This window comes from Streptococcus sp. k-163, from assembly GCF_013277555.1.
In the GTDB taxonomy this organism is placed as follows: domain Bacteria; phylum Bacillota; class Bacilli; order Lactobacillales; family Streptococcaceae; genus Streptococcus.
In genome coordinates this window covers 24,102-36,876 of the sequence record NZ_VMND01000002.1, presented here as the reverse complement: position 1 = coordinate 36,876, position 12,775 = coordinate 24,102, and the positions used below count along the sequence as shown (strand labels likewise).

Annotated in this window: 13 protein-coding genes; 5 read left to right on the top strand and 8 right to left on the bottom strand. The window is 41.2% G+C overall.

Annotated elements, in window-relative coordinates:
- Positions 1-33 precede the first annotated feature (33 nt).
- From folK to HT731_RS00435, 6 genes are all read right to left on the bottom strand, one after another.
- Positions 34-846 carry a 2-amino-4-hydroxy-6-hydroxymethyldihydropteridine diphosphokinase gene (gene folK, locus HT731_RS00460; RefSeq protein ID WP_173277170.1) on the bottom strand — a complete coding sequence of 271 codons (813 nt, stop codon included), beginning with the start codon at positions 844-846 and terminating at the stop codon, positions 34-36.
- A gap of 42 nt (positions 847-888) precedes the next feature.
- A complete protein-coding gene (folE, locus tag HT731_RS00455) occupies positions 889-1,443 on the bottom strand; it encodes a GTP cyclohydrolase I FolE (RefSeq protein ID WP_000380920.1) in 555 nt (184 codons plus the stop codon).
- Entirely contained in the window at positions 1,424-2,746 is a 1,323-nt protein-coding gene (locus HT731_RS00450) for a folylpolyglutamate synthase/dihydrofolate synthase family protein (protein WP_069129773.1), read from the bottom strand. The genes folE and HT731_RS00450 overlap by 20 nt, the downstream gene beginning before the upstream one ends.
- Position 2,747: 1 nt before the next feature.
- Positions 2,748-3,728, bottom strand: a complete 981-nt coding sequence (gene folP / locus HT731_RS00445) for a dihydropteroate synthase (RefSeq protein WP_173277168.1) — start codon at positions 3,726-3,728, stop codon at positions 2,748-2,750.
- Between the two features lie 93 nt (positions 3,729-3,821).
- Positions 3,822-4,529: a CPBP family intramembrane glutamic endopeptidase gene (locus HT731_RS00440; protein ID WP_050205223.1), complete on the bottom strand. Its 708-nt coding sequence runs from the start codon at positions 4,527-4,529 to the stop codon at positions 3,822-3,824.
- 57 nt (positions 4,530-4,586) lie between these two features.
- On the bottom strand, positions 4,587-6,005 hold the full coding sequence (locus HT731_RS00435; protein WP_173277165.1) for an NCS2 family permease: 1,419 nt from the start codon (positions 6,003-6,005) through the stop codon (positions 4,587-4,589).
- A gap of 188 nt (positions 6,006-6,193) precedes the next feature.
- Between HT731_RS00435 and HT731_RS00430 the strand changes: the two genes are divergently transcribed.
- The 5 genes from HT731_RS00430 (at position 6,194) to HT731_RS00410 (ending at position 11,439) form a co-directional block, all read left to right on the top strand.
- Positions 6,194-7,006, top strand: coding sequence for a Cof-type HAD-IIB family hydrolase (locus tag HT731_RS00430; protein WP_173277162.1), 813 nt, complete (start codon positions 6,194-6,196; stop codon positions 7,004-7,006).
- A 374-nt stretch (positions 7,007-7,380) separates the two neighbouring features.
- A complete protein-coding gene (gene adhP, locus HT731_RS00425) occupies positions 7,381-8,400 on the top strand; it encodes an alcohol dehydrogenase AdhP (RefSeq protein WP_140833296.1) in 1,020 nt (339 codons plus the stop codon).
- Between the two features lie 234 nt (positions 8,401-8,634).
- On the top strand, positions 8,635-9,624 hold the full coding sequence (locus HT731_RS00420) for a PTS sugar transporter subunit IIB (RefSeq protein ID WP_173277159.1): 990 nt from the start codon (positions 8,635-8,637) through the stop codon (positions 9,622-9,624).
- A gap of 76 nt (positions 9,625-9,700) precedes the next feature.
- The gene (locus tag HT731_RS00415; protein ID WP_001280331.1) at positions 9,701-10,513 is read left to right on the top strand and encodes a PTS mannose/fructose/sorbose transporter subunit IIC; all 813 of its coding nucleotides are present in this window, start codon (positions 9,701-9,703) and stop codon (positions 10,511-10,513) included.
- 14 nt (positions 10,514-10,527) lie between these two features.
- A complete protein-coding gene (locus HT731_RS00410; RefSeq protein WP_000136858.1) occupies positions 10,528-11,439 on the top strand; it encodes a PTS system mannose/fructose/sorbose family transporter subunit IID in 912 nt (303 codons plus the stop codon).
- A 234-nt stretch (positions 11,440-11,673) separates the two neighbouring features.
- On the opposite strand, the gene HT731_RS00405 is transcribed toward HT731_RS00410, so the two are convergent.
- Positions 11,674-12,069, bottom strand: a complete 396-nt coding sequence (locus HT731_RS00405) for a leucine-rich repeat domain-containing protein (RefSeq protein ID WP_075230488.1) — start codon at positions 12,067-12,069, stop codon at positions 11,674-11,676.
- A 362-nt stretch (positions 12,070-12,431) separates the two neighbouring features.
- A complete protein-coding gene (locus HT731_RS00400) occupies positions 12,432-12,677 on the bottom strand; it encodes a hypothetical protein (protein ID WP_004238875.1) in 246 nt (81 codons plus the stop codon).
- Positions 12,678-12,775: the final 98 nt, after the last annotated feature.

The window sequence follows — 12,775 nt, the reverse complement described above, 5'->3', positions numbered from 1 at the left end:
TCAGTTGCAAGTGACTGAAAACTAGAGTTTTTTCTATTTTTTCAAAGCATCATACAAGTTACGGATAGGTTGCTTTAATGTAGGATGGATAAAATGAGGTGCAATTTCCTGTAAGGACTCAAGGACAAAAAGGCGTTCCGCTATGTAAGGATGAGGCAAGATAAGGTCATCTGTATAAAGGATCTGGTCCTCCACAAAGAGCAAGTCCAAATCAATCAAACGAGGTCCCCAATGCACTTCTCTCACCCGTCCCATCTCTGACTCAATGGCTAACAAGGTCTCTAATAGCACTGGGGCAGGCAACCAGGTTTCAACCTCAACCACTTGATTAGCAAAGCTATCCTGCTCAACACCACCCCAAGGCTCCGTCGTTAAGACACTAGACTCTTTGAGAATATGGATACCACGAGCTCGCATGTTATCAATGGCTTGCTTCAAGTTTACTTGCTTATCTCCCATATTGCTTCCTAGGGCGATAAAGGCCCGTTGCTTACGGCGATGAATGGTTACCGAGCAAGTATCTAGTGGCAAATGCACTGGCGCCCAAGGTTTTTTCAGTTCCAGCTTTATTTCTTGGACAAGAGGATAGACCTCAAAAGTACGTTCTACCAGTTTGTAGGCTACCGTTTCAATCAAGTTCTCAGTTGTTTCCTGAAACCAAGTCGTCCACTGCTGACACAGTTCTCCGTAATGGACAGAGGCTGTTAAATCCAAGTCTGTAGCCGCCTTGGTCATATCATAGGATAAGATGGCTGAAACGACAAACTTCTGCCCCAATTCCTTCTCACTAGGAAAAAGACCATGATAGGCAAAAATTTCCAAATCCTTAATCTGCAGTTGATCCATAATGATTCCTTTCTAGAAAAATCCGCCCAAAGCGGATTCTTTTTATAGTCCCATTAAACGATAAGCCTGATCTCGGAGGTCCTTATCTGTTTCAAATAGACCACGAGCTACTGTCGTCAAGGTTGCAGTGCCTGGTTTTCTGACACCACGCATACTCATACACATATGTTCCGCCTCAATGACAACAAAGGCTCCTTTAGCACCTAGATACTCCATCAAGGCATCGGCCACTTCGATATTCAAACGTTCTTGAATTTGTGGTTTTTTCGAATAAACTTCAACCGTACGAGCTAGCTTAGACAAACCTGCCACACGGCCATCTGGAATATAGGCAATATGCGCTCTACCATAAAATGGCAAGAAGTGGTGTTCACACATGGTATGGAAAAAGATATCCTTTTCTACCACCATATTATCGTCAATAATCTCAAAAGATTTTGACAAATGTTCCTCCGCTGTTTGACCAAGACCTGAAAAAATCTCTTGGTACATACGAGCCACACGAGCAGGTGTTTCCTGCAAGCCCTCGCGGTTAGTGTCCTCTCCCACAGCCTCGATAATCATTTTTACAGCTGCTTCAATCTTTTGTGTATCCATTCTCGTTCTTCCTCTCCATCAGATAGGCTCTCACTTGGCTCAAGAAATACAAGGAACCTGTGACAATCCTAACTGTTTGTTTCTCTTCTTTTTTATATGTCAATTTCTGCTCTAGAAAATCCTGCCAACCTTGGTAGTTGAGATTTCTAGACTTAGCCGCCTCTTCCAGCATGCTTTCATCAGTCGCCCGACTATCGTCAAAGTGTGTCAGGGTAAGCTCGGTATCTGGTATTGCCCCCAGCAAATCCAACATATCCTCCAAGGCCTTGGTTTTGATACAAGTAAAGAGGATTTCCTTACGATAATCCGCAAAGCGTTCTTGCAAGGTTGCTATTAAAACCTTTATGGCATGGGGATTGTGAGCCCCATCCAAAATCATCAAGGGATCTCTTGACACAATTTCCAAACGCCCTGGCCAACCTGTTTCTTCCAAGGCCTGAGCAAGCAAGTCATTGCTTGCTAGTTCTCGACCATCTTCTTGACAAAAAGTATCAAGTAAAGCTATGGCCATCCCAGCATTCTCTATCTGGTGCAAACCAAGTAGGCCAGTCTGAAAGCGATCTTGTCTGACAGCACTGGTATAGTCAAAGACTTCACCTGTCACCACACTTTCTTTATGACGAACCTGATAATTTGCCCCGTAGGCAAGTCTCGGTACATCTTTCCCTTCCGCAATGCGGTCAATCACAGCCAAAGCTTCTGGAGCGATACGACCTGTTACCAAGGGAATACCTTGTTTGATAATACCAGCTTTCTGCTCTGCTATGGCTTCTAAAGTGTTACCAAGAAGGGCTACATGGTCCAGTCCAATAGTCGTGATGCCTGTTAGAATAGGCTGGCAGACATTGGTACTATCCAAGAGTCCACCCATGCCCACTTCCATGATAGCCACATCTACTTGCTCTGAGGCAAAGTAGTCATAGGCTATGGCTGTGATAATCTCAAACTCGGTTGTGCCCTGTAAATTAGCGGCCGCTTCTCCCTCCAGCAAAGACTGATAGTATTCCATGAGGGTTTCTAGCTTCGCTTCTGGGATAGATTCCCCATTGATGCTAATCTGCTCTGTGTAATGAATGAGATAGGGCGAGCTAAAAACACCAACTCTCAGCCCTAGCTTTTCTAGCATACTTTTCAAAAAAGCAATAGTCGAACCCTTGCCATTGGTCCCTCCGATATGGATGACCTTGAGTTTGAGATGGGGATTGTCACGCAAAGCTAACAGTTCCACCATTCGTTCCAAGCCAAAATGCGGTTGATCCGTCCGATAGTGGGCAATCCACTGATTATTTTCAAATTCTTTCATCTTATTTATATTGTTTTAAATCTAGATTTTCCGCTTCATCAGCCAGACGAATAGCGGAGGCAATTTCAACCGCCATCTTGTGACTAGCTACGTCATGCACTCGCACCACTTCTACACCCTGTCTCGCAGCGATACTAGTTACATGAGCCGAAGCCGTGTCTCGATTGCGGAAACCAAGTTCTGTCTCAGGATTGACATCAAAACCATTTTCTTCAAGAATATTGATGACAAATCGCTTGCGCGACACTCCGAGAAAGATTGGATATCCTTTCTGATGTAGTTTATCCAGGTCCCGTAAAAGAAGCAAATTTTCTTTCTTGGTCAGACCAAAGCCGATTCCTAGATCCAACAGGATATTTTCTTGTGCGATTCCAGCTTGATTTGCTCTCGCTAGGGCTCGTTCAAAGAAAGTCTCCATCAAGTCTTCGATTGGCATTTTTTCAAAGTCAGCTAACTCTTCCTCTGTAAAAGCTTGACCAACACCGAAATGAGGAAATATGAGCGAGCTAGGATGCTGAGGTCGCGCCATGACTGGATTAAACATAATGACTACTTTCGCACCAGCCTTAGCAACCACATGGGCCATTTTCTCATCACCCATAAGACCAGTGATATCATTGACTATATTGGCACCAGCATCCAAAGCAGCCTCTGCCACCTGACTCTTCCAAGTATCAATAGAGATGAGGACATCACTTTCCTTGCGAATCGCTTTAATCACTGGAACAACACGCTGGATTTCCTCTTCTATCTCAACATAGCTACTGCTACTTCCCGGCCGAGTCGATTCTCCGCCGATATCGAGCATACTAGCCCCTTCTGCTATCAATTTACGAGCCTGCTGGAGTGCCTGCTCAAGAGCAAAAAATTGACCACCATCCGAAAAGGAGTCTGGGGTTACATTGATAATTCCGCAAATAGCTGTCTTTGCATGATTGGCTTTACTTGACATATCGGTCACTCCCTCAAGGCTTTTCATCATATTATTTCTCTATTTTACCATAAAAAGAAAAAGATGGACACGATTGCATTCATCTTTTTCCCAGTAGAAACAAGTAAGCAATTGTCAAAAATCTTAAACAGAAATCCCTAATGTCCGACTCATGATCACCACAAGAGCCAACAAACAGAAAGCAACCCCATTAACAATCATGTGAAGCAAGATAGACATTTCCAAACGTTGGGTCTTGTAAGCCGTCCAAGACAGAACGATCGACATACCTCCATAAATCAATAAAGAAGGTAAATTACTTGGTTGATGCAATAAAGCAAAGACAATCGTACCAACTACAAATCCCCAGCTCTCCTTACCTCGGAAAATCTTTTTAGGAATAATTCCACGGCACAAGATTTCCTCACAAATCGGAGCAAGCAAGGCTAGCAAGAAGAAGCTAGAAATCAGAGAACTATTCTGAACCATGTCGTTAATCTGAGACTGATTCCCTGTTGTCGTCTCATTTGACAGTTGTAACAAGATAGAACCAATTATATTTGAACAGATAATGACTAAATAACTCAAGCCTAAACGTGCCAAATCCTTAGCTCTAAAAAAAGAAAAATTAAAACTTGCTAACTGCGTTTTACGAGCTCCAATAATAAATAGCGCTAAAACCACAATTGAAATACCAGCAACTATCAGCCCTGACTGTAACAGTGGTACTGCATTTAAAGTTAAAATGGAAGTAACTGCCAAAGGAATCTGATATAAAATTGTCGCTAGCAAAAAGACCAAAATCCAACCTGCACGATTCAACAATTCTTTCCACATACTTTTCTCTTCCATCATTCATCTCCTAGACTTTGTATTAAAAAAAGGGGGAAATCCCCCTGGGTAATTCTATTATAGGGCCATGCTGATATAGTTAAGGATAAACAAGGCATCCAAAATCCAAATCATGACATGAACATCTTTAGCTTGACCTTTGACAATCTTAGTCAAAGTGTAAGTCAAGAAACCAACTGCAATCCCTTGAGTGATAGAGTAGCTGAATCCCATAAAGATAGATGTGAAGAAAGCAGGAACCGCTTCAGACATATCATCCCAATGAATATTTTTCAAGCTAGCCAACATCATAATCCCAACAATAATTAAGATTGGAGCTGTAGCGGCTGTTGGTACAATCGCTAAAAGTGGGCTAAAGAAGCTTGAGATCGCAAAACAGATAGCTACAACCAAGGCTGTCAAACCAGTACGTCCACCTGCACCGATACCAGCAGCAGACTCAACATAAGTCGTCACGTTTGAAGTACCAGCTACTGCACCAATTGTTGTAGCAATTAAATCAGAATAAAGAGCTTTGTCCAATTTAACTGATTCCTTGTTTTCACCTTTAGAAGCAATGATTCCAACTTTTTCACCAGTACCAATTAGAGTACCAATTGTATCGAAAATATCTGTTAACGAGAAGGCCAGAATAGCCATAAGAGTCTCAGGTAAGCGAGCTGTATCTGAAATCAAAGCTCCCAAACCTTCTGAACCAAGAGCTGCACCAAAAACTTTCTTCAAATCTTCTACCGCAGCACCCAAGTGATTATTTGAAAAATCAATGCTAGAAATATTAACTAAACCTACTGCAATTGCAAGAACTGTTGTTGTTAAGATAGAAAGGATAATCCCTCCCTTAATGCCTTTGATGACAAAAAAGATAGTAATGGCAAGTCCTGCAAGAGCTACCAAAACAGCTGGGTTATTAAAGTCAACCAATCCTGGAACCGCTGAAGAGTTTGCTGCAATCGTTGCTTGAGCTTTGTCAGCCCCTTCTCCTACAACAGTATAGTTACCTGGATCAATCGTAAACTTCAAAAGTCCAGCATTCTTGATCCCTACATAGGCAAGGAAAACACCGATACCTGCTGAAATAGCTGAACGAAGAGCAGTAGGAATGGATTCAATGATCATTTTGCGTACATTTGTCAAAGTAATAATCAATGAAATAATACCACAAATGAAAACCATAGCCAAGGCTTCTTGCCAAGAATAACCAAGTCCAAAGACAACTGTAAAGGTAAAGAAAGCATTCAGTCCCATACCTGGTGCTTGAGCATATGGTAAGTTAGCATAAAAAGCCATCATAAGAGTTCCTACCACAGAACCAATAATCGTTGCTAGGAAGATACCCTGAGCAGGCATTCCTGTTTGCGAAAGAATTTGTGGGTTTACAAAGAGAATATAGCTCATTGCAAAGAAAGTTGTTAAACCAGCGAGAACCTCTGTACGAACGTCTGTACCGTTCTCTTTTAGTTTAAATAATTTGTCCATTATCAATCTCCTTTTAATTTTTACGAACAATAATAGAATTATATCATTTATCATTCACTTTTTCAATATATTTGTTTAATTTATTTAATAAAATGATGGAATTTCTTTTTTGTTTGGAATCTGCTTTTCTCTCTGCTTTTTGTTATAATAGTAGACATCTTATCTGGAAAGACACTAGAAAGGTTCATATGACGAAAAAAATTATTGCAGTTGACCTAGATGGAACCCTGCTCAACTCAGACAGTCAGATTTCTGACTTTACCAAAGAAACCATTAAAAAAGTTGCTGAACAAGGGCATCAGATTATTATTACGACAGGTCGCCCTTACCGCATGTCAAAAGATTTCTACCATGAATTAGGCTTAGACACTCCTATGATTAATTTCAACGGCTCCCTTACTCATTTACCAGGCCAAGTTTGGGACTTTGAAAAGTGTTTAACGGTAGACAAAAAATATCTTTTAGATATGGTTCGACGTTCAGAGGACATTCAAGCCGATTTTATCGCTGGAGAATACCGTAAAAAATTCTACATTACAAATCCTAATGAAGAAATTGCCAATCCCAAACTATTTGGCGTAGAAGCTTTCCAACCTGAAGATCAATTCAAGCCTGAATTGGTGACCAAGAACCCTAACTGTATTCTCTTGCAGACCAGAGCCAGTGACAAGTATGCCCTGGCAAAAGAAATGAACGCCTTCTACCAGCATCAACTGTCTATTAATACCTGGGGAGGTCCTCTCAATATCCTTGAATGTACCCCAAAAGGAGTCAATAAGGCCTTCGCTTTGGACTACTTGCTCAAGGTAATGAACCGTGACAAAAAGGATTTGATTGCCTTTGGAGATGAACACAATGATACCGAAATGCTAGCTTTTGCTGGAAAGGGCTATGCCATGAAAAATGCCAATCCAGAGCTACTCCCCTATGCGGATGAGCAAATTTCCCTGACCAACGACCAAGACGGGGTTGCCAAAACCCTACAAGACTTATTCTTATAACCTATACTGATACTCAATGAAAATCAAAGAGCAAACTAGGAAGCTAGCCGTAGGTTGCTCAAAGCACTGCTTTGAGGTTGTAGATGAAACTGACGAAGTCAGTAACCATATATACAGCAAGGCGAAGCTGACGTGGTTTGAAGAGATTTTCGAAGAGTATGACCAGCTTGCAGGCTGGTCTTTGTGTTCTTTTCACAGTCTCATCAACCGGTTAATCGATTATTCGACTTTTTGCCTCCAAAACCTTGGAAAAGGCTTTCTTTTGTGATATAATTCACATATAAATACAAGAGAGCTCGTCACACTCGACTCTGTTGAAAAAATCAATCCAGTCCCGTTGTCCCTGTTCTCGGCCAATATCAAGGAGGATAGCTATGAAAGCTGTTGTTGTAAATCCAGAAAGCACTGGTGTTGCTATTGAAGAAAAAGTACTCCGTCCACTTGAAACTGGGGAAGCACTTGTAGAAATTGAATACTGTGGTGTTTGCCACACTGACCTCCATGTTGCCCATGGTGACTTCGGTCAGGTGCCGGGGCGTGTCCTAGGACATGAAGGTGTTGGTATCGTTAAAGAAATTGCGCCAGATGTTAAAAGTCTTAAAGTTGGTGACCGCGTCAGCGTTGCTTGGTTCTTTGAAGGATGTGGTACTTGTGAATACTGTACAACTGGTCGCGAAACCCTTTGCCGTACAGTAAAAAATGCTGGTTACTCAGTAGACGGTGGTATGGCTGAACAGTGTATTGTAACTGCAGACTATGCTGTCAAAGTTCCTGACGGACTTGATCCAGCCCAAGCTTCTTCTATCACATGTGCTGGTGTAACAACCTATAAAGCTATTAAAGAAGCAAAAGTTGAACCAGGCCAATGGGTTGTTCTATATGGTGCTGGTGGACTTGGTAATCTCGCTGTTCAATATGCTAAAAAAGTTTTCAACGCTCATGTTGTCGCAGTTGATATCAACAATGATAAACTTACCCTTGCAAAAGAAGTGGGTGCGGACATTGTTATTAACGGCCTCGAAGTTGAAGATGTACCAGGCCTAATCAAAGAAAAAACAGATGGAGGAGCCCACTCAGCTGTTGTAACTGCTGTATCTAAAGTTGCCTTCAATCAGGCTGTTGACTCAGTTCGTGCTGGTGGTCGTGTCGTCGCTGTCGGTCTTCCTTCTGAAATGATGGAACTCAGCATTGTTAAAACCGTTCTAGATGGAATCCAAGTTATCGGTTCTCTTGTTGGAACTCGTAAAGACTTGGAGGAAGCCTTCCAATTCGGTGCAGAAGGTTTGGTAGCCCCAGTTGTCCAAAAACGTCCAGTAGAAGACGCTGTAGCAATTTTCGACGAAATGGAAAAAGGTCAAATCCAAGGACGTATGGTACTCGACTTCACCCACTAATTTAATAAAAATCTTTTTTAAAAGTTGGAATGCGCTTCCAACTTTTTTATATTAAATTTTTAAATAAGGAATCAAAAAACTCCTCCAAAACTTAATATATCAACACTTTTAAAGAAAGCCTTTTTATTTTTTTATGCTAAATAGTTGATTTTTATATGAAAACGGTTTATACTTATCTAGTCTTAAAGTTTTCTTAAATGAAAACTGAAAAAACAAAAAGGAGGAATGACAATAATGAGTATCGGAATCATTATTGCGAGCCACGGTGAATTCGCTGCAGGTATTCATCAGTCAGGATCTATGATTTTTGGTGAACAAGAAAAGGTTCAAGTTGTAACCTTTATGCCAAATGAAGGTCCAGATGACCTATATGCTAAATTTAACAACGCTGTGGCTGCATTTGACGCAGAAGATGAGGTACTAGTTTTGGCTGACCTTTGGAGTGGTTCTCCATTCAACCAAGCTAGTCGCGTAATGGGAGAAAATCCTGATCGTAAGTTTGCCATCATCACAGGACTTAACTTACCGATGTTAATCCAAGCCTATACAGAGCGCCTCATGGACGCTACAGCAGGCGTGGAAAAAGTCGCTGCGAATATTATCAAAGAAGCCAAAGATGGCATCAAAGCTCTTCCAGAAGAGTTAAATCCAGTTGAAGAAGTTGCAAGTGCTGCAGCTGCTCCAGTTGCCCAAGCTGCTATCCCAGAAGGAACTGTTATCGGTGATGGTAAACTGAAAATCAATCTTGCCCGTCTAGACACTCGTTTACTTCACGGTCAAGTTGCAACTGCTTGGACTCCAGATTCAAAAGCAGATCGTATCATCGTTGCTTCAGATAACGTTGCAAACGACGACCTTCGTAAAGAATTGATTAAACAAGCAGCTCCAAATAATGTCAGAGCCAATGTGGTTCCAATTCAAAAATTGATCGAGGTTTCAAAAGACCCACGCTTTGGAGAAACACATGCCCTTATCTTGTTTGAAACACCTCAAGATGCCCTTCGTGCAATCGAAGGTGGCGTGCCAATCAAGACCCTTAACGTAGGATCAATGGCTCACTCAACAGGTAAAACAATGGTCAACAACGTTTTGTCTATGGACAAAGATGACGTTGCTACATTTGAAAAAATGCGTGACCTCGGTGTTGAATTTGACGTACGTAAAGTACCAAACGACACCAAAAAAGATTTGTTTGACTTGATTAACAAAGCCAACGTTCAATAATAGACATCAGTAACTATCGAAGAATTCTAAGAAAATTTTTCACTTTATTATCATTAAATAGAAAAGGAATAAAACCATGTCAGATATTTCAATTATTTCTGCTGTCTTGGTTGTAGTTGTTGCCTTCCTTGCAGGTCTTGAAGGTATCCTCGACCAATTCCAATTCCATCAACCAATCGTCGCATGTACCCTTATCGGTCTTGTAACTGGTAACCTCGAAGCAGGGGTTATGCTTGGTGGATCACTTCAAATGATCGCCCTTGGTTGGGCAAACATCGGAGCTGCCGTAGCTCCTGATGCTGCTCTTGCATCTGTTGCTGCAGCAATCATCTTGATTAAAGGTGGCAACTTTACTACTGAAGGTATCGCCGTTGCAACAGCAACAGCTATCCCTCTTGCCGTAGCTGGACTTTTCTTGACTATGATTGTTCGTACAATCTCAGTTGGTTTGGTTCACACTGCCGATGCTGCTGCTAAAGAAGGAAATATTGCAGCTGTTGAGCGTGCTCACTTTATCGCACTTCTTCTTCAAGGTCTTCGTATTGCTATCCCTGCTGCCTTCCTTATCGCTATCCCAGCTTCTGCCGTTCAAGATGCTCTTAAATTGATGCCAGACTGGTTGAACGGTGGTATGGCTGTCGGTGGTGCTATGGTCGTTGCCGTTGGTTACGCTATGGTTATCAACATGATGGCAACTCGTGAAGTATGGCCATTCTTCGCAATCGGTTTTGCCTTTGCTGCCATTTCTCAACTGACTTTGATTGCCCTTGGTGTAGTCGGTGTTGCCCTTGCCTTCATCTACCTTAACCTTTCAAAACAAGGTGGTAACGGTGGCGGAGGAGCTGCAACTTCTAACGACCCAATCGGTGATATCCTAGAAGACTACTAGAAAGGGGAACAATCATGACTGAAAAACTTCAATTATCAAAATCAGATCGTAAAAAAGTTTGGTGGCGTTCACAATTCCTTCAAGGTTCTTGGAACTACGAGCGTATGCAAAACTTGGGTTGGGCTTATTCATTGATCCCAGCTATCAAAAAATTGTACACTACTAAAGAAGACCAAGCTGCTGCTCTTGAGCGTCACCTTGAGTTCTTCAACACTCACCCATACGTAGCTGCTCCAATCATGGGGGTTACTCTTGCACTTGAAGAAGAACGTGCTAACGGTGTTGAAATCGACGACGCTGCTATCCAAGGGGTTAAAATCGGTATGATGGGACCTCTTGCTGGTATCGGTGACCCAGTATTCTGGTTTACAGTTCGTCCTATCCTTGGAGCTCTTGGTGCATCACTTGCTGCATCTGGTAACTTGGTTGGCCCACTTCTCTTCTTCTTCGGATGGAATGCGATCCGTATGGCCTTCCTATGGTACACACAAGAATTTGGTTACAAAGCTGGATCTGAAATCACTAAAGACATGTCTGGTGGTATCTTGAAAGACATCACTAAAGGAGCTTCTATCCTTGGTATGTTCATCCTTGCTGTTCTTGTACAACGTTGGGTATCGATCAACTTCACTGTTAACCTTCCTGGTAAACAATTAGCTGAAGGTGCCTACATCAACTTCCCAGAAGGACCTGTATCAGGTGCTGAATTGAAAGGTATCCTTGGTCAAGCACTTGGTGGATTGAGCTTAGACAAGATTCAACCACAAACTCTCCAAGGTCAGTTGAACTCATTGATTCCAGGATTAATGGGACTTCTCCTTACTTTCCTTTGCATGTGGTTGCTTAAGAAAAAAGTATCACCAATCTCAATCATCCTTGCTCTCTTTGCAGTAGGTATCGCAGCTCGTTTCTTCGGTATCATGTAATCTTGGTGAGAATGTACAAACAAAAAAAGAATCAGGTTTATCACCTGATTCTTTTGGCTCTTTGTCAAATAGTGTTGATGAAGAACCTAATGAAAAAAGAATCCAACAAAAATTGGACTACCTGTCTCCGGTTGAATACCGAAGACGGTAGCCCTAGGGTGTTTTTATTAAATTCTCACTTTTTGGGGTCAGTCCCTAAGCCTGATAGTAATTTTTTGTTCATACTATTCCCCTTTAGTCATTTACTACTTTAAGTTGCATTGCTTTAGCTACTTCTTCTGCCTTTGATCCCTTAGGTGTATGGATTTCTACATCTGGGTTACAGTTATCCACAAAATAGAAGTATTCTGTAATTTCTGTTACACTTGCTGGAATTGTAATAGATTTAATTGATGATGTCCCCCAAAATACTAATGTTCCAATACTCTTTGTTCCTTCTGGGAATACAACTGATTCTAATGAACTATCAGAGTTGAAAACATCATCTTCTACTGTTTCTATTGACTTACCAAAGTGGACATACTTTAACTTATTGTCAATCGTAAACGCACCTTTTCCAATATATCGTACTGTATCTGGTAAAACGATTGCCTCACAATGTTTCAAGTTCGCAAGACCACGTTCTCCAATTGCGATAACAGGTTTACCTTTAATTTCCTTTGGTACACGAACAACCTTATCGTCAGAAGTACAACTATAGATGACATAACCTTCTTCCCATAAATATACGCATGTTAATATATTAATATATTTAATGATTTATAACTATAGTTCCTTAATTTTCCCAGTAAAAAAACGAAAGGCACCACAAGTTATTTATGTGTTTTCTTTAAACGATTCATGTACTTCTGTCGCAACTTCTCACCCGCCTTTAATTGCGGTTGCGATAGATTGAGGACCTAAATATGCATCCCCTGTTATTAGTTCATTTCTATTGTATTCTGATGTTGACCGAAAGTCAAATTTTTACCTTTCATCTAGAACACTAAAGTCTACTTTTGTTCAATTGCTGCAACGACAAGGTCACATGGAATAATATGTTCACTACCTGCCACTTCATGCGTTGATCTTCTTCCACTTTCATCTGATTCACCAAGTTCCATTGTAATAACCTTTACACCAGTTACTTTCCCACTCTCATCACGCAATACTTCTTTAATATTCTCTAAGAAATGGAATGTAACACCTTCATTGTGTGCATCTTTGATTTGTAGTGTAGCTTCTAGTATATTGTTCATATGGTCATCATTCTTTTGTTTTAGGTTTCAGCGCTTTTAATATAATGGATGTTGGCCTTTTTGTATACACTAAAATAGGGTTGGTGGAAAATTTCCAT